Source organism: Pseudophaeobacter sp. EL27, from assembly GCF_900313025.1.
Taxonomy (GTDB): Bacteria; Pseudomonadota; Alphaproteobacteria; order Rhodobacterales; family Rhodobacteraceae; genus Pseudophaeobacter.
This window is the reverse complement of record NZ_OMPQ01000012.1, coordinates 85,586-104,175: the sequence shown is the minus strand read 5'-3', so window position 1 is coordinate 104,175 and position 18,590 is coordinate 85,586. Positions and strand designations below refer to the sequence as shown.

Here is an 18,590-nt window from a genome sequence, read left to right as displayed (position 1 = left end):
ACGTTCAGCGCCGCTCAGATCCACCTCGACGGCGCCCTGACGGCGCTGCGGCACGGTCAGATAGACAACGCAGTCCTTGATGGTGGTCGGCACCTCCAGTGCCGGGGGATGCGGGTCGGCCATAGGCACCCGAAAAATACAGCCATCCTGAGTCAAGCCCTCACAGGATTTGAGCGCAAACTGGCCAATTTTTAACGCCTCGTGGTCAATCTCCAAGGCATTGACCCCCCAGGCATAGGGACCAAGACGACGGGCCAGGCCTGTCACCAGGCCTTCGGTATAGCGATCTGATTGCTGGAAGTGATGCGGCTGTAAAAATAGCCCCTCAGTCCAAAGCACCTTGCTGTCCCAGGACACCTGGTTCTCCCTTCAATTGCCCGCGCAAATTGGCACGGTTCAGTCTTTTAGTTTGTCCAATTGCGCCTTGTAGGCGCGCGCAAATTCGCGGCTGAACAAGTCATGAAAATCGTTTTCGGCCTGATCCGAAATCTCGGAATACAACCGCTCATAGACATCCCAATACCGGGCCTTTTTGCCCCGCAAGAGACCGCTCAACCCGCCTTTGTCTTCAATCTGTGCCTCCAGCGCCTTGGGATCGAGCCGGATGAGAACGCCCTTCAGCGCCGCCTCCATACCGGTCACCATGGCAACCTCATGGGCCTTGATATCCTTGAGCGCCTCTTCCGCAGCAGTTTCCGGGCTGAGATAGCCCTTGGTCGCGGGTTTCAGCATGGCCTCGACCGCCTGCTCTGGGGTGATCGAGAATTTCAGCGGGTTATTGCCCCCAGCTGAGATCATCGTCTGTTCGATACGAAATTCGGATTTGATCGAGGTCCGTGTCATCAGGATTTCACGGATCCCTGTCACCAGGGTCTGCAACACCCGCCCCATGCGCCCCATGGACTTGCTGGGATCTTCATCCCCCAGAACATCCTCATCGACGCCAAGCCCTCCCAGGAATGCAGATACCGCGTTTGAAGGCAGTTCAGGCTTGGCAACGGGTTCCGTCGCAACCTGCTTTGGTTTCTCTTTGGCCGCTGCCTTGTCCACCGGGACCGCATCGGAGGGCTCTCGCGTTGTGGCAACAGTGTCCGAGGGTTCGGCAAAAGGGTCTGATGACTGATCAGCAACAGGGGCAGGCGCAGGTTCTTCAGTGACCTCGACGCTCTGGACTGCTGCGGGAGCAGGTACCGGGGCTGGACTGGCAGCAATTGGCTCAGCTGGTATGGGAGGGGCCTGGGTTACCGGTTCGGGCGCGGCGGGTTCACCGATGCCTGACAGGAAATCATCGTCCCAGTCATCCGGAATTGTCGATACATGCGAAGCCGGGGCCGCAAAACTATCCGCCGCCGAAGCGGAGTGACTGGGCAGGCTTGCCCCCACACCTTCGCGTCCATCACTGGGTTTTTGAAAAAACGGATCTTCCTCTTCGCCCAGGGGTGGCAGTAGGTCATCGATGGGATCAACGGGATTGAGCTGCGATGGCCCTGTGGGATTTGACGCCCCCAACAGGTCATCCAGAAAATCTCCGGCTGGACCGGCATCATCCAGCAACGCCAAAGGATCGGGTGCGTTGCTCGCCACGCCATGCGAGACAGGAGCATCGGACAGTGGGTCCGGGATCATTTGGGCCGTTGAGTTGCTGTGAATTTCGACCAGCAGCTCGTAGCCGCCGACACAGAGCACATCGCCATTGTTGAGCGGCGTCGGTGTGCGCCCAAGCGGGATTTTGGAGTAGTTCAGAAAGGTGCCATTGGCGCTGAGATCCACCACCAAGACATTGCCGTTGTGATCCTCGATGGCGCAATGGTTGCGCGACAAGAGCTGATCCGGATCCGGCAGAACCATGTCATTGCTGTCACCACGACCAATGGTCAAGCTGGGTCCCAGCATTGAAACCGGCTCTGCATTGCCGGGCATTGCGCCCGAGTTCTGAAACTTGAGTGTCACCCCCATGGGTCGCTTAGCCTCCCACCAATACGGTGAACTCACCCTTAACGATCAAACCGCCACAGGCGGCGTTATCCGTGATACGCGCCGCAGGCAGCTTGTTGATCAATACGGTCATCGATCCTTTGATAATGGGGTGCGGCGGCGCGGCCGTGCACATATCACTCAACCGGGCAGCAGGCATTTTGCCCACCAGAACCGTAACCGCACAGGGAGGCATAATAGGTGTGGGAACCGGCAAAACCGGCGGCGGTGGAATCGAGGGTAACATGCACGCATGCAGATCCAATAACCGCGCCTGGGGCATACCCATCTCAGGCCTCCTTCTCGTTACCTGGATCAGGATCGGCTGTTTTTGCCTTCCCCTGTCCATTACCACCACGCGCAATATCCAATGCACGTGCGACCAAAACACGGCCGTGTTCTTCAAACTTATCAGACAATTGGCTCAATGCTACCATATTCATCGCAAAGGCCGCCGCTTCCGAAGCCCCCGCCGGCGCCGGATACTGATTGAGATCCCCCGGCCCCAATGTCCCCGGCGCATACAGCACCGACAGGGCGCAGTTCACCGTGTCATCGTCGACATAAGCATGATCCAGCGACATGCGCGCCGCATCGCGGTTTTCCTCGGAGGGGTCACGCACCCAGGCTTCCGAACAGCTGAGCGAGGCTGGATCTTTGTCCGAGCGCGGCCCGATGTAATCCCGCGCAGCCATACAGGCCCACCAGACCCGCTCGCGCGGGGGCAATAATACGCCCAACAGCCGCAACAGATCCACCAGCGCCTCTTTCTCAAAAAGCTCTTGCAGAACAACACCCGCCGCCGCAGAGGGCGGCGCCTGCAGGGGAGTTTTCAGCAGGACATTGGCATGCGACAGCAGCTTGGCCACGGGGTCAGCGGGAAGCTTGACCAGGTTTTCAAAATTCTCTGACATATTTCCCACCTAGTTGATCATCGTCAGGCCGCCTTTGAGGGTCAGCATGGCGTCCCCCTTGACGGTTGTCATCGGAGCCTTGGCTTCCACCATGGCGCTGCCTTCGACCTTGATCATGGGCCCTTTGATCGTCACACCAGAGTTGTCGATCTTCACCGAGGAAGGCCCAACCTGAAGCAGGATCTCCAGACCGGCTGTCATCTTGATCTTGCCGGCCGTTGCATCCACCGTGATATTGCCCAGGCTGACGGTTTCCTCATGATTGCCCTTGGCAATGGTCTCGGTCAAGTTTCCGGTGTCCACATCCAGGGTCATATTGCCTGTCTGAATGGTTTCCGCCTTGTCGCCAGTCTCGACCACTTCAGTGCGATTACCGCTTTTGACCACCTCATCCATGTGCTGTTTGACAGTCATGGCATAGCTTTTCTCATCCGTGCCCGGCGCATCCGGTTCCGGCGCATCCAGCCCGATGGTTACCGCCGAGCGGTCCTTGATCAGCATCTGGTGATCCTTTTCCGCCTGCACCCGCATCAGTTCTTCGCCCTTCTTGTCGTCGAACATCAGCTCGTTGTAGCCGCCCCCCCCCTTGGAGGAGTTGGTCTTGATCCCCAGCTGGGTCTGATCATCCGGGTAATTGTAGGGTGGCATGGTATCAGCATTGTAGAGCATGCCGGTGCAGATCGGACGATCCGGGTTGCCATCCTCAAACTGCACCACAACCTCCTGGCCGATGCGCGGCACCGCAACCATACCCCAGTTCTTGCCGGACCAGGGCGTCACCACCCGCACAAAGCAAGAAGACTTCTCATCCGCCTTACCCTCACGGTCCCAATGGAACTCGATCTTGATGCGCCCGTGTTTATCGGTGAGGATTTCTTCACCGCTGGGGCCGACCACGGTCGCCGTTTGCAGACCCGGCACCCGCGGCCAATGCGTCGTAAGCGGTGCACGGTATTGCTCGTGCTTTTCGATGGCACCAAAGGTGCTGGCATAGGCATCGCCCTTGATTTCCTCGGGGAAGTCCATGTTGCGCGGCTTGATATCATGACGCATTTCGCCCTCTTCCGCCGCAGCAGTGGTGCGTTTTTCGCGTTCATTGTAGTCCCCGGCCACCTGCAGATAGTGCACCGCATCCACCACCAGGTATTCACCATTGGCCGGCTTGTCCGGGTGGTTCTTCAACTGAAAGGTATAGCCCGTTCCCAGGGTCCGTAGACTGGCAGCGCCACGCCAGCGCTTGTGCCGGATCGCCTCCGCCTCCATCTGAACACGGGCCCGTTTGTTGCCCAGACCTGTGTCTTTGCGATAATGGCCCTGATAGTCGTATTGCTCAAAATCCTTATGGCTATGACTGCCTTTGGGAATTGCGTTTTTGACCTTCAGATCTGCTGCTGGCGACAGGAAATCAAAGTCATTCAGGGTCACCTTGCCGGTGGTAATCACCTCTTCCTGCGCCCATTCTGAGACATGATCTTCGCGCCGTCTGTCGCGATCATCACGGGCATGGAACTCCACCTCCGATTTTCCGTTCACCGGAGAATGACCACTCATGCCATCACAGAGCACCAGTTTTTCCGCCGCGTTTTTATCGCTGGCACTGTCGAAGTAGAAATAGATCCCCTCCTCCTCCATCAGGCGGCAGATAAAGTCATAATCGGTCTCGCGGTATTGCAGGCAATACTCGCGCGGCTCGTAGCTTTCGCTCAGGCGGTCCCGGAAGTCGCTAAAGCCGTTTTCGCTGAAGATCTGTTTGATAATATCCACCGCAGAAAGTTCCTGGAACACGCGGCTGTCGGTGGTGCGCGTCAGCAACCAAAACCAGGGGCGCACCTCGGCCACATAGAGCCCGTAGCCATCGCGAAACCCCATGTTCTCCACTGAAATACAGAGACCCGAAAACTTCTGATCTGTCTGATCCTCGGTCTGGACATGCAGGTTCATCGTCTGCCCAACGATGTCTTCCAGTTTGATTGCTTTGTTCTTTGACTGAAACTCCACAGTGGTTTCCGTCAATTTGCTCAGGCCTTCGCGCACGATGGCGCGTTTCAGCAAGAGATCCCGCACAGAATAACTGCCGGACATCCAGACCATGTCACTGTCATGTGCTTTGCTCTCAACCATGGCTCCTCCTTTCCCCGATCAGGATCGGGTTAAAAACTGGGCGAAAATACACCGCTGCCAACTCAAATTTTGTCATTACAAATCCGCTAGTAAGGCCGCCAATTCGGCGTCCATCTCGTCATTATCTTCATCCGCATCCGTCTCATCGCCAAACCCGGCCAATAGCGCATCCAGATCTCCAGCCTCAGCCGTAGCATCACCACTTTCCTCACCGCTGAGATCCAAATCATCCAGGCCCAAGTCATCCAGACCGAGATCACTCAGATCCAGGTCATCCGCCTCTGTCTCTGCATCCACCGCAGGTTCTGCGGGTTTTGCTGGCGCGATGCCGGTCTTGTCGCGCGGGTCCGCAGGCGATGGCGCCGGGGCCGGGACTCCGCTCCAGGGGCCAAGGACTTCGCCCCCTGCAAGGGAGGAAAACGAGGTCAGACGCAGCTCATCGCGTCCCTTGACCGCACTAATCGCCATCACCCCCCGCTCATTCGCCATGACGATTTTGTCGAGGTCAATGTTGCGTTCGGTGCAGGGCAGCGCCACCTGATCGCCAAAATGGTCATTGACCGTATGAAAGGGCATACCGCCCAGCGACATGATGGAACCCAGCTGCATTGAGGCGCCATTTTGCTTGAAGGAACGCGCCAGCAAGATTGTCACCAGAACCACCGGATTGCCCCAGAGCATTCCCTTCAACCCTTCGGCTTCCGAGAATTCCTCAAAGTCAAAGGCATCAACCGGGTTGCTCTTGGCACCATAGGGGCGACGCAGCAAAAACCGGGGGCTGGCCAGGGCCAGATGCCCGGCCTCGGGCATCTGTTGCAGCGTATCCCAGGCATTCCCGACCAGAGCGGGACGGTCCTTTTTGGCGGTCTTCAGAAATTCTGGCGACAGGCTGGTAAAGAAGGGCGCATCCACATGGGCCGCCACCCGGGCGATCCGGCCCAGCAGTTCCGCGTGGGGAGGGGTTTCTTCAAATCCATACATACCGATCAGCGCCGAATAGCCGCCCCGCCCCAGGTCGGGATCCATCGGCTCCTCGGTCAGCAAACGGGTAAAGCCAGATTCCGTCAGATCATCCTGAGCTGCCAGATCCGCCGCCAATTCCTCCGCCGAGACATCATAAAGCACCACCTCAAGACTGTCGTCGACCTCAACCGAGCGGGCAATTAGGTCCAGCGAGCGCCACTGTGCCTCCAGCGACTGAAACTCCGGGTGATGCAGGACAAGACGCATCGCATCCGACAAGGCCGCATCCACTGCGGCCTGCATCGCGGGCAGCTCCGGGCTGGGCAACGCGCGTATATGGGGGCCAACAACTCGGGCCAGCAGCTCCTCAATCGGCGAGGCCTCCCGCAGGGTGTTGTCGCTATCTCCAATCAGCTGTTGAAAGGCACTCAACCGCCGGTCCGCAGGGACTGAATTGCTGGGTGAGGACCGTTTGGGCACCCTTACCGGAGTGCCATATTGCTCGGCCCAGCTGGCCAGACTGCGGCTGGCATGATCGACTGTGACCCCCGATTGCAACTGGCTACGCAGGCTCACCAGCTCGGCAAACAAAGCGACATTTTCAAACAGCTCATCCGGGTGCAGGTCGTCAAACTCCTTCAGCTTGACCGCAATACCACCCTCATCCTGACCAAGAGGCAGGATCAATTCGCAGGCAAAACCTTCGATCACCTCCTCCACCGTGTCCGGATCCAGCAGAATTCCGGGCCGCTTCGCCAGGGCCTCGCCGGTTTCCACCTGCCCGCGCGCTGCCCGGCCGGAGAAATCCCCAAACAGGGCGATGCGAAATCGCTTGCGGGTCAGTTGCTGCGCTTCGGGGCGTTCCGCGCTGATGGTTCCATAGGCAAATTCAGGCTCCGCAATTGTGGCCCGCTGCTCTGCTTTCCGCTCTCCAGGCTCTGGTTCTATTGTCTTCGTCCCATCCGCCGGAGATGCCTCACTTTCAAGATCGCCAAGCAAGGCATCCAGATCCAACAGATCATCCGCCGCCTGATCCGGTTCTGTTTCATCGGCCAAATCGGCCAACAGATCATCCAGCCCATCTGCCCCAGCAGGGGTATCGCCCGAGGGTTCATCCGTCAGATCCCCGAGGAGATCGTCAAGGTTAAGCTCATCCTCAACCGTATCGTCCCCCGGGTCAGAAGACCCCAGCAGCTCATCCAGATCAGCCTCCTCCGTATCGGTTGTGCCCAAAAGCTCGCTCAGGCTTGCCTCGGGATCTTCACTGCCATCTGTCTCCTCAGTGAGCTCCAGATCCGACAGGATGCTGTCCACATCCGCCCCATCAGCAGGGCTGTCTTCGTCCAGATCCAGATCAGAGAGCAGCGCCTCCAAGCTCAGATCTTCTGCGCTCTCTGCCTCTCTCGTGGTTGGGGATTGCGTGGCCAAGTCAGACAGCACATCCTCCAGATCGCTCAGAGCCTCTGAGTCGGTCGGATCATCAGTCGGCTCCAGCCCTGCGAGCACATCATCAAGCGCCACCGTCTCCCCCGAGACCTCCAGATCCGACGCGGAGATATCCCCCAGCAGGTCCTGTAAATCCACATCCGCCTCGGGCGCTTCAGCCTCGCCCCCCTGCTCCAATCCGCTCAGAATATCCGCGAGGTCATCCGCCTGAGCCGTCTCCTCCGAAACATCCGGGCCAGTGGCAAGCACCTCTGCCAGAATATCACCCACCTCAGGTGCGCTCTGCTCGTCTGCGTCGCTCTCATCGAGAGTGCCCAAGATATCCGTCAGATCACTGTCTTCACGCTCAACCTCATCAGGGGCAGCGGCAGAGAGGTCATCCAAAACTGAAGAGAGCTCTTCCGCCTCTGGCTCCGGAGTTGCCTCCTGTGCTGCCAACCCTTCAAGGATCGCATCAGAGGTTTCCCCTTCGGCTGCATCCTCATCCGGGGTGGGCAACCCCTGCAAGGATCCCAGCACATCGGCAAGATCATCTTCCTGTTGTTGGGGCTCAGGTTCTGTAGCCTCCACACCGGACAGGATTTCCGCAAGCTGATCTGGCGCCTCGGTTTCCGGTATCTCCGCCGCTGCCAGCCCCTCCAAGATCCCGTCACTCGACGGCGTTTCTGCGGGTTTGAGTTCTTCGCCTACGCGGGCCAGATCGCTCAGGACATCCGAGGTATCCTCTGGCACCACGTCTGCGACTGGCTCCAGATCTCGCAAAGATGCCAAAGCACCCTTCCCCAACTCCGCCACTGTGCTCTCCTCGGGAGCCGCGGCCGCCAGAGCTGCAAGCGCCGCTTCCGTCGCGGCCGCTTCCTGGTTGGTTGAGGTTTCTGGTGCATGAGCCGCGAGAGAGGCCAGCGCATCCTCCACACCATCGTCAAGCTCGGCCTCTGGCCGTACATCCGCTGCCAGGGCGGCAAGCACTTCGTCGCTTTGATCTCTCACGTCTTCAGACAAGGCGACATCACGAAGACTGTCCAAAGCGTTGACCTGATCAGCATCAGAGGCTGATCCGCCCTGAGCTAGCGTGGACATCAAAGCCGGGTTTTGCAGGATTTTTTCGATCAACTCTTCGGCCCCGGATTTGCCATCCATATAGGCCATCAAGTTTTGCAGCTGACTGCGTGCCTCCAGCAGGGGTCGCAGGCTATCGACCTTGGAAGCAATCGTGCCGGGGCTGAAATCTTTCAGACTCTCAAAGGTGAGATCAATTGCGAGATTGCCCTCTCCGGTCAGGGTATTTGGCACCGTAAAGGCGGCTCTTGGGGCCATGGCCTTCATCCGGCTATCAAAGTTATCGACATCAATTTCAAGAAACTTGCGGTCGGCAATCGCGGGCTGTGGTGTTTTGCTCTTGCCCAGAAGGTCGCTCATCACCCCCATGACAAAAGGCAGCTGCACCTTCTTTTCCGCGCCGTATAGCTCCACATCATATTCGATCTGCACCCGAGGGGCGCGGTTGCGGCCAATGAATTTCTGCGAACTATCAGCCATTGTAGCCTCCCTTTAGCGCGCTGAGTTCCCGTCGCAGGGCCTTCAGCTCGGCATGCAGCTCCAGCACATGCGCATCCACAACATCGGTTTCCTTGCGCACCAGATCCCGCAACTGTTCAAATTCCGCTTCAGCCTCGGCCTCCACCGCCGACTGCATGGTATTGACCAAAAGACCGATAAACAGGTTCAGCACCGAAAAGGCCGTGATGACGATGAAGGGCACAAAGAAGGACCAGGCCATCGGGTAGACCTCCATCACCGGACGCACGATGCCCATAGACCAGCTTTCCAGGGTCATGATCTGGAACAGGGAATAGAGCGAGCGGCCAAGCGTGCCGAACCATTCGTCAAAGGTAGCGCCGTACATCAGCGTTGCCATCACCGCAAAAACGTAGAAGACAATCGAGATCATCACGATCACCGCCCCCATCCCCGGCAGCGCATCCAGCAATGCCTGCACCACCTTGCGCATCTGCGGGATCACCGACAGCAATCGTAGCGCCCGAATGACCCGCAGTCCCCGTAGCGCCGACAATCCCTGGCGATCCGGCAGCAGGCCGACGCTCACCACCAACAGGTCAAAGATGTTCCAGGCTGACGCAAAAAATCTCAGCCCATAGGCAAAGAGTTTCAACGCCAGTTCCGCCACAAAAATCGCCAGAACCAGTTTGTCGATAACCGCCAGCAATCCACCGATATGCGCATTCACCGCGTCAGAGGTGCTCAATCCCAGCGTCACCGCGTTGAAGATGATGATCCCGAGGATGGAATTGGTCACGACCGGACGCTCGACAAAATGTCGAGCACGGTCCTGGAGAGACAAGGAGGCTGTTTCACTCATGAGGATATCTACCGTTCTGCGGTCGCAAAGAGGGCGGGAAAGATGAAGGTTGTCATTGGGTCAGACCTTTTCGAGCAACTCCTTGTCCACCTCAGTGACGATGGCAGTGCCCACGGCTAGCAGCGTTTCCCCGGCTTTGGAAAAATCGCCACCTGCCAAAACAATATCGGTCAAAACCATGCCTTTTTGGATGTATTTCCATTTCTTGGGCTGCAGGGTTTCCAGCTCTGCAATGGCGACGGCGGTTTGTTTCTGAAAGGCCGTGCCTTTTTGCACCTGGCCTTGCATATCAATGATCTTGCCGATCAGCTTGGCGGTGGATTTTTGCAGTTTGGACAGCAGGGCACTCACTTTTTTGGAGGATTTCACGTCCGGCATTTTGGAAATCTTATCCATTTCCTTCAGCACCTGGTTGAGCTTTTGCGCAATCTTATGAGCCCCAACATCGACTCCTTGGATCTTGTTTTTATATTGCTCATTGTCGGATTTGACCGAACTGACAGTCGGTAGAAAATCCGCACCCAACAGGGAGTTCACAAAGGCTTTGCCGCTGTCTTTGGCGCCTGAGAGTTCCTTTTTCTTCTTGTCAAAACTCTTTTGGATTTTAGCGAGGTTCTTGGTCACCCGCTTTTGCATTTTGTCGGCCTCAATCGCCAGTTTGTAGATCTTCATCGCCATGCCAATCAGCGTCTTGATGATGCCATAGAGGCCAACAATCAGAGCAAAGCCGCCGGTGCCAACAGCACTGGCAACGCCACCCACCACATTGAGCCCATCAATTGCCAGATCAACACCAGCCTTGATCCTATAGGTGCGGTACTCCGCCTTGATCATGGAGACCTCAGCCCAGGCTTTTTCCGCTGCCTTCTTGCCGTCCTTGGCGAACTGCATGAACTGTTTTCGGGCAAAGCCCTCATAGGCTTCCACCAGTTTTGCCCGGTCCGACTTGCTGTTGGTTTTGACATAGAGCGCATCGACCTGGCGTAGTTTGATCACCATGCCATTGACCAAATCGTAATATTCTTTTGACGCCGCCTCAGTCACCTTGGCGAGCAGCAGGGGGTCATCATCCAGTGCCTTGTAAGCATCAGAGTCCACATCCAGCAGGACCTTGCAGATCAGTGGTTTGTCCAGTTTCAATCCTTTGGGCTTGCACTTATCGCGCAGATACCGAGCGATATCATTTTCAATCAAAACGACTTTGGCCATTGGTCTTCCTCCCTAAAACTGCTGGATCCCCCCGTTTCCGGAGGCTTGAAACTGTTGCCGACGGGGGCGCGCCTAATCATCAAAACTGTATGAGAACGCTCCGTCTGTTACGTCTATCTTCACGGATTTCACCTCTTCCCCCGCCATCAAGCGGCGCAGGAATTCATTGGAGATGTCTGGCAACATGGAATTGGTCACAATTGCATCAATCATCCGCCCGCCGCTTTCCAGCTCTTGGCACTGCTCAACGATCTTGTCGACAACAGCATCGGTGTAGGAAAACGGCACATCATGGGCCTCTTCCACACGCTTTTTGATCCGGCCCAGCTGCAGCCGGGTGATCTTGCCAATCATATCCGGGCTAAGCGGATAATACGGGATGGTGACCAGCCGCCCCAACAGGGCCGCCGGGAAGATTTTCAGCAGCGGATCCCGCAGTGCCTTGGCGATACCTTCAGGGGCCGGCATCAGATCCGGGTCGGCGCACATATCCATGATCATGTCGGACCCTGCATTGGAGGTGAGCAGGATCAGGGTGTTCTTGAAATCAATCACCCGGCCTTCGCCATCCTCCATCACCCCCTTGTCAAAGACCTGAAAAAAGATCTCATGCACATCCGGGTGGGCCTTCTCGACCTCATCCAGCAGCACCACCGAATAGGGTTTGCGGCGCACCGCCTCGGTCAGCACACCGCCTTCGCCGTATCCGACATAGCCGGGAGGTGCGCCCTTCAGGGAACTGACCGTGTGGGCCTCCTGGTATTCCGACATATTGATGGTGATGACATTCTGCTCACCGCCATACAGCACCTCGGCCAGGGCCAGGGCGGTTTCGGTTTTACCGACGCCCGAGGTGCCCGCCAGCATGAAAACACCAATGGGTTTGTTGGGGTTGTCCAATCCAGCGCGGCTGGTCTGGATCCGTTTGGCGATCATCTTCATCGCGTGGTCCTGACCAATCACCCGCTTGGCCAGATGTTCTTCCAGATGCAGGATGGTGTCGATCTCATCTTTGACCATGCGGCCAACGGGGATACCCGTCCAATCGCCAACCACGCTAGCAATCGCCTGGTGGTCCACGATGGGCAAGATCAAGGCGCTGTCGCCCTGCAGCACTTCCAGCTCGGCGTTTTTCTCCTTAAGCTGCTGCATCAAAGTCGCGCGATCTTCCTCGCTTAGCGGGCTGTTCGATGCGCCCTCGGCCAGGTCTTCCCCCGCGTCCAGGACTTCGTCTACGGGCGCGGCCCCCTCCCGGAGTTTGGCGCGCAGGTCGAGGATGTCTACGACCACCGCTTTTTCCTTCTCCCAACGGCTGGTGAGTCCCGCGAGCCGTTCTTCCTCAGAGGTCTTGGCCGTTCTCACTGCTTCGCGTCGGTCTGCAACCTCATACCCTGCCGTTTCATCCCGGCTGATGATTTCCAGCTCGGTGGTGAGCGCCTCGATCCGGCGCTGGCTGTCATCCACTTCTGCAGGAACCGCATGCTGGCTGACCGCAACGCGGGCACAGGCTGTGTCCAACAGGCTGACCGATTTATCCGGCAACTGCCGCGCCGGGATGTAGCGGGCCGAGAGGCTGACAGCCGCCTCGATACCTTCGTCCAGAACCTGAACCCGGTGATGATTTTCCAACATCGAGGCAATGCCCCGCATCATCAGGATCGCCTTGGGCACCGAGGGTTCATCAATTTTGACCACCTGGAAACGCCGGGTAAGCGCCGGATCTTTTTCAATGTATTTTTTGTATTCCGTCCAGGTGGTGGCACCGATGGTACGCAGAGTACCACGCGCCAGGGCCGGTTTCAGCAAATTGGCAGCATCGCCTGTGCCAGCAGCGCCACCAGCGCCAACAAGCGTGTGGGTTTCATCGACAAACATCACGATGGGTTCAGCGCTGGCCTGAACCTCATCAATCACCTGACGCAAGCGGTTTTCAAACTCTCCCTTCATCGAGGCCCCAGCCTGCAACAACCCAATGTCCAGCACCAAGAGCCGTACATTGCTCAAGGCAGGCGGCACATCTCCACGGGCAATCCGCAGCGCGAAGCCTTCGACCACCGCCGTTTTGCCAACGCCCGCCTCACCGGTAAGGATCGGATTGTTCTGGCGTCGGCGCATCAGGATATCGACGATCTGGCGGATTTCTTCATCACGCCCCACGATGGGGTCAATCTCGCCATTGCGCGCCTGTTCGGTGAGATCAGTACAGAACTGCTCCAGCGCTTCCCCCTTGCCCATGGCGCCGGGGGCCATGGCGCCCGAGGCCTCTCCCGGTTCGGCCCCGCCGCCGGTGACATTGCTGCCATCCTGCGCCGACATTGTGGCCTCGGGGGAGCCGTCAGTGGCCTCGACAAAGTTATCGGCCAAATCATCAGCCCCGATGCTAGCCAGTTCAGGTGACATGGAGGAGAGGATATTGCGCAGGGCAGGCGTTTTCAGCATGCTCAGCAGCAGATAACCACTGCGCACCTGCGAGGCCGAATAGAGCAGCGATCCCCAGACCCAGCCGCGCTCCATCGCGTCCATCAAGTGATCGCTGAGGTCTGAGATTGCCGAGGCGCCGCGCGGCAACATGTCCAATGCCCGGGTCAGTTCAGTGGCGATTTTTCCAGTGTCGAGATCGTAATGCGCAATGATCCGGTGCAGATCGCTGTCCTGCTGCGCCAGCAACTGATGCATCCAGTGCACCAGCTCCACATAGGGGTTGCCCCGCATCTTGCAGAACACGGTTGCCCCTTCCACCGCTTGATAGCCCAGTTTGTTGAGCTTCCCGAATAGCGCCACTCGGCTGATCTCGGTCATGGTACTTACTCCCTATAGGCACTCTTAATTCCCTGGGCTGATGCCGGGGTACAAAAACAAATCGTCAACATCGAGCTGGTCTTTGTCCGGGTCCGGTCGACTGCGGATCCAGCTGGTATGGCCAAGGCGAGTTGCCCCCCCAAGGCTTGACCGTGGCACCGCATCGCCCGCCAGAACCAGATTCACATCCCAGTCCAGGAAATCGCCGACATAGCTGCGCACAATGGAGCGCAGGCGATCCAGCGCCGCACCACCCGGCAACAGACGTTCATAGTCTTCCAGGTTCAGCGGGCCGATACGCAGACGGAACTTGGCAGAGCGGCTCCAGACCTTTTCACCCAGACTGGTGCTTTGCCCCAGCCCCCCCTGCCCCCGGCCCATTTGCCAGCGGTCATCCGGTTCCAGCTGCAACCAGCTGCCTACAAATTCTTCCAGATGCACTGGCACGTCAAAGAAATCTGACAGCATCGCCACCAGACCCGCCGGGGTCTTGGTCCCCTGCCCCAGAATGCCGGTGAAATGCAGCTTGGCCAGGTCCGGCATCTCGTCGCGGTCATGCAGCCCCTTGCCGTGATAGCCCGCCAGCGCTGCCACCCGATCCGCCAGAGGATCTTCATCGCGATCAAAACTGACCGCAGGCGCACCCTCGGTCCAGGCCCGATAAAGCAGCGACATCATCCGATGCGTCAACATATCAGCAAAACCCACCAGGGTGGGGTCACGATGGTTGCGTTTGCGATCGCGGGCATATTCGGTCAGATGCAGCGGCAGCGACCCCTGCGGCCCAAAAAGGCCAAAAAACCGGTTTGTCAGCCGCGCGGGGCCCTCTTTGGTGGCCGGGGTGAAGTCCGCAATCGTTGAGGGGGGAAAGGCCAGTTCCGCCTCTTGTCCCAGACGCAAAGGATCCTGTCGGGGGCGGCGGCTCTCGCCCAGGCGCGGCGCATCGGAGTAATGCGCTTCCAATACCCTGAGGGCCTGAAAAACATGATGTTCCTCAGGGGCTTCGACCAAGCGGTCAAAGAGGCTCAGATCATTCGGCCCAGTCCCTTTTGCGGTCGCCATCTGGCGATTTCCCCCCGTTTTTCAGTTGTCAGTACCGTTTCGGTAAATGTGTTGATGCTGGCATAGCCATGGAAGAACCGCTCCAATACAGCCCCCAGCGCGTAGATATTGCTGCCTTCAAAAAAGCTCTCGTCAAAGCCGATGGAGATCTCCATCCCACGCACCGCCGTTGACAGGATTTCATCACTCATGCGGCGCACAATGGGACGGCTCGACACCGAAACAATCCCTTCGAGCTGTTTTTCCGTCACCCGATCTCCCAGCGGCGCGTAAAGCCCAACCAGTTCGCGCAGGGCTTCGGCAGCATTGCCCCGCCCACTGTCGGCAATCGAAACGTAGTTGAGGCTGAGATGCGAGATCAGCCGCCAGGCGGTGTCCCCCTGCCCCAATGACGGATGCGGCCGGGTGGGTGAAATCGGCAGGTTGATCTGCTTCACCGGGCCGCCCTCGGGTAGGTGAAACACATTCTCGTTGCCCGTTGCCAGCAAGAGCGGCAGATCCCGATTGGTGCAAAGCGCCTGAACCGCCAGTTGCTCCAGATCCGGCCCGTATGGCGCCTGCGCCCGGTCCACCAGCGTCAGATAGACCTCGGATCCCAAATAGGACGAGCGCACCCCGCGCAGACGCTCCTTTTCCGAGCGTTCCCGCATACGCCGCTTCAAGGTGTAATAGGCCGGGTGGGTTTCGCCAGAAGCGGTGAAATCATTAGTCGAATAGAAGGGGCGGAACTCCACATCATCGGCGCCTTCACCGCTGATACCAGTGACTTTCTTCAGTGCGTAGATTTCAAAATCCAGCCCCGCAGTCCGGTTGGGAACAACCTGATGTTCGGTATCGCGCACCATCAGGCGCACCCGATCACAGCGTTTTTCAAACAGGTTCACTGCAGGAATGCAATTGAGCTGAAACACCTCGGGCAGCACCACCGGGGCAACCTCACGCATGCCCTCGCGCAGTGGAATATAGAGATCAATCTCGGCGCCTTCCGCCTTTTGCAGCGCCGGGCGCAATCCCTGCAACTCCACAAACCGAAACCGCTCGGGCATGGCAAAGAATTCCTGCAACAGGCGGTAACCGTCAAAAACCCGGGCTGGCACTGGCAGCAGCGCCTCCTCGCGGGAGAAGCCCTTTTGTACGATGCGCCCCTCGGGCAGCGGCAGCTGCCAATCCGCCCGCCGATCGGTCGAGTGCGCCACGATACCCTGGACCTGGGTGCATAACAGCTCAAGCAGCGGCCAACTGTTGCCCGCGGCGCTGCCCAGATAGATCTGCAACCGATCCATATCAAGATCGCGCAACGGTTCCCCGTCCGAGCGTTTCAGACGCAGGCGGATACCGGCGCGGGCCTCATAGCCAGCGGCCACGCCCGCCGCGACCAGATCGCCACGCCCATCAATATACTGCGCCTCCGCGATCTCGATCGGCCAAAGCGTCAGATCCGCTGCGGTGCGAAATTCACAGGGCGTCTGCCCTCCCTCATCCAGACGCGACCGCAGAACCGAACCACGTGGCATCAGATAGCCGCTTTTCACCGCCGAATTGCTCGGGTCTGGTTCAAAATGCGCGATCATCATCGAAGGCGTTGGCGCCAGATAATGCGGGTAGATGATCTCCAGCAGATTGGAGGTGAAATTCGGATACTGCAGTTCCAGCTCCAGCTGCACGCGGGCAGACAGAAAAGCCACGCCTTCAAGCAGGCGTTCCACGTAGGGGTCGAGAACTTCAACCCCCTCCATCCCCAGGCGCGAGGCGATCTTGGGGTAGGCGGCTGCAAATTCAGCGCCCATGTCCCGCAGATAATTCAGCTCGTTTTCATAGTGGCCCAGCAGGCGGGTATCCATGTCAGAGCCCCCTTTCCATCTTGACCTCACCCGTGGTCACATCGACCTTGCTGCGCAGGTATAGCTCCAGCGGTAAGGGCTGGGCCCACATGTCCGCCCGGATATCCAGCCCGATGGTCATACCCGCCACTTCGACGTCACCGATCAATTGTACATCCACCGTGCCCTCAATGATGCGAGGCTCAAAACTTGTCACCGCCTGCTCAATCGCGCGGCGGATCCTCTCGGCCTTTTCCGTGGTGCTGAATTCGCCCGTGACTTCGCTCAAGCCAAAATTCAACACCGAAGCCGCCACCATCGGATAGCGGTCAGCATCTATCTGAGACCCCGCATTCTGGGTGTTGAGCAACCAAGAAAGGTCCCGCTGAATGATTTCGCGCAGGCGGTTCAGATCAATGACCCGGCTCTCACGTGTTTCTTTGAGGTCTGATGGGTTATTGTCTGTCAGCCGGTCCAAAAGCGAGGGTTGCAGGCGTTCGGCAAGCATCTTGTCAGCCATCAGGGTCGTCCTGTGCGCCAATCTGCAACTGCCGGATATCCATCAGTGGAAAATCCTGATCGCCAATGGTCAACAAGCGCTGGCCAGTACCAATATAGGTGTCGCCGCCCATCTCCGTCCAGCTGGTCAGCCGTGCCAGCCTGGCGCCGGCCTCAGCAGTTTCGCTGCCCGGATAGCGCGTCGGGATCAACACCGCCAGCGCCCCCTCATTGGCGAGAGTGAGCGTACCCGCCATCCAGACCGTATCGCGCAGATCAGAGGGTTCATCAATTTCAAGACTTTGGATCTGCGAAAAAGGCAGCCAGAAATAGCGCCCATTGAGGATAACCTCCAGCACCGGGCCCAGTCGCATATCGGCATCTGCAATCCAGTCAAAGGCAGTACCATTCACCGTGCCGGAAGAGGTCGGCGCCGCCTCGTAGGCGGCCTCACGCAGGGCAGCTGCCTGAGCCATATGGCCCTGAGCCAACAGTTTTTGCGCCTCGATTAACTGTGCCAGCCATACCTCTGGCTCGCCCAGTATCAATGGGTCTTTTTCACCCTTAAATACCTTCTCGCGGTAGACCTCGCAGAGGATCGCCTCGCGGTAGGCCTGGGCCATGACCGTGGCACCTGCATCCAGTTCGGCGCTCAGCCGCAATTGTGCCACTGCTCGCTTCCAATCCCCCAGAATGCACAGCAGCTGGAACAGGAAAATCCGCAGCTTGGCATTGGAGGGATCCACACGCACCAGCTCTTGCAGCACAGCAAGAGCCTGCTGCGGATCACCAGCGCGCAAATGCTCTTCGGGGGTCATGGGCAAAACTCCGCCATGTCAAACAAGTCAAAACAATAGAAACCCCGGGCGTGGAAACACGCCCGGGGTGGTGCAAATCAATACTCGAATTTGCCGCTTTGGACGTTCCATTGGAAAACAACCGGGTTTTCCAACTTACCAGTCTTCTGGTTGGTCGATTTGTAGGTGTGTTCGATGGCGGCATAGGCCAGCGACCAGGTCTCTTCAGGAATGCCGTCTTCGCTTGCCGAAATCGAATAGCTGTCGATCACCACATCCTTCATCTTCCAAACGGAATAATCCAGCAAACCTTCAGCCTGAGCATCACCAGAGCGACACCAGTGCATGATGATTTCAGGGCGGACCGTGCCGTTGGCAACCGATTTGGCCAATTCATTCGAGGCCTTGCCCATTTGCGATGTCAGCTCGACCTTACCAAAGTTCGAATTGGCATGCATCCGCTGAGAAGAGCCAAGATCTGTCATCTCAACAGCGCGTTCGACATTCCAGTTCGCTGATTGAATGACGATCCATTTCTTGTGCTTGTCTTCGGTGGCGTCACCCTCGATATCCGAGATTTCCACGAACATGCTAGCAGCCATTTTGC

At 58.0% G+C, this 18,590-nt stretch carries 14 protein-coding genes and 1 pseudogene; all 15 read right to left on the bottom strand.

Features of this window, described 5'->3' with window-relative positions:
• Positions 1-357 (bottom strand): type VI secretion system baseplate subunit TssK (tssK, locus tag ED661_RS15120; RefSeq protein ID WP_162930143.1); only part of this gene is annotated, 357 nt, incomplete at its 3' end.
• Between the two features lie 39 nt (positions 358-396).
• Positions 397-1,956 carry a type VI secretion system-associated FHA domain protein TagH gene (tagH, locus tag ED661_RS15115; RefSeq protein ID WP_122074762.1) on the bottom strand — a complete coding sequence of 520 codons (1,560 nt, stop codon included), beginning with the start codon at positions 1,954-1,956 and terminating at the stop codon, positions 397-399.
• Between the two features lie 7 nt (positions 1,957-1,963).
• A complete protein-coding gene (locus ED661_RS15110; RefSeq protein WP_122074761.1) occupies positions 1,964-2,263 on the bottom strand; it encodes a PAAR domain-containing protein in 300 nt (99 codons plus the stop codon).
• Position 2,264: 1 nt separating this feature from the next.
• Positions 2,265-2,888 carry a hypothetical protein gene (locus tag ED661_RS15105; protein WP_122074760.1) on the bottom strand — a complete coding sequence of 208 codons (624 nt, stop codon included), beginning with the start codon at positions 2,886-2,888 and terminating at the stop codon, positions 2,265-2,267.
• A 9-nt stretch (positions 2,889-2,897) separates the two neighbouring features.
• Positions 2,898-5,009 (bottom strand): type VI secretion system Vgr family protein, encoded by a 2,112-nt coding sequence (locus ED661_RS15100; RefSeq protein WP_122074759.1) that lies wholly within the window; start codon positions 5,007-5,009, stop codon positions 2,898-2,900.
• 75 nt (positions 5,010-5,084) lie between these two features.
• Complete coding sequence (locus tag ED661_RS15095; protein WP_254054856.1) at positions 5,085-8,498, bottom strand: type VI secretion system contractile sheath domain-containing protein; 3,414 nt, start codon at positions 8,496-8,498, stop codon at positions 5,085-5,087.
• Positions 8,484-8,957 (bottom strand): annotated as a pseudogene (gene tssB, locus ED661_RS22265) (type VI secretion system contractile sheath small subunit); the annotation flags it as partial. The gene ED661_RS15095 and the pseudogene tssB, both read right to left, overlap by 15 nt.
• On the bottom strand, positions 8,950-9,798 hold the full coding sequence (locus tag ED661_RS15090; RefSeq protein ID WP_122074757.1) for an ion transporter: 849 nt from the start codon (positions 9,796-9,798) through the stop codon (positions 8,950-8,952). The gene ED661_RS15090 and the pseudogene tssB, both read right to left, overlap by 8 nt.
• 60 nt (positions 9,799-9,858) lie before the next feature.
• Positions 9,859-11,007 (bottom strand): hypothetical protein, encoded by a 1,149-nt coding sequence (locus ED661_RS15085; protein WP_122074756.1) that lies wholly within the window; start codon positions 11,005-11,007, stop codon positions 9,859-9,861.
• Positions 11,008-11,079: 72 nt separating this feature from the next.
• Positions 11,080-13,806, bottom strand: coding sequence for a type VI secretion system ATPase TssH (gene tssH, locus ED661_RS15080; RefSeq protein WP_122074755.1), 2,727 nt, complete (start codon positions 13,804-13,806; stop codon positions 11,080-11,082).
• Between the two features lie 24 nt (positions 13,807-13,830).
• Positions 13,831-14,868, bottom strand: a complete 1,038-nt coding sequence (tssG, locus tag ED661_RS15075) for a type VI secretion system baseplate subunit TssG (protein ID WP_122074754.1) — start codon at positions 14,866-14,868, stop codon at positions 13,831-13,833.
• Positions 14,832-16,709 (bottom strand): type VI secretion system baseplate subunit TssF, encoded by a 1,878-nt coding sequence (gene tssF / locus ED661_RS15070; RefSeq protein ID WP_122074753.1) that lies wholly within the window; start codon positions 16,707-16,709, stop codon positions 14,832-14,834. The genes tssG and tssF overlap by 37 nt, the downstream gene beginning before the upstream one ends.
• Before the next feature lies 1 nt (position 16,710).
• Positions 16,711-17,208, bottom strand: a complete 498-nt coding sequence (tssE, locus tag ED661_RS15065; RefSeq protein ID WP_122074752.1) for a type VI secretion system baseplate subunit TssE — start codon at positions 17,206-17,208, stop codon at positions 16,711-16,713.
• Complete coding sequence (locus ED661_RS15060; RefSeq protein ID WP_122074751.1) at positions 17,201-18,004, bottom strand: type VI secretion system accessory protein TagJ; 804 nt, start codon at positions 18,002-18,004, stop codon at positions 17,201-17,203. The genes tssE and ED661_RS15060 overlap by 8 nt, the downstream gene beginning before the upstream one ends.
• Before the next feature lie 77 nt (positions 18,005-18,081).
• A complete protein-coding gene (locus tag ED661_RS15055; protein ID WP_122074750.1) occupies positions 18,082-18,585 on the bottom strand; it encodes a type VI secretion system tube protein Hcp in 504 nt (167 codons plus the stop codon).
• Between the last annotated feature and the right edge of the window lie 5 nt (positions 18,586-18,590).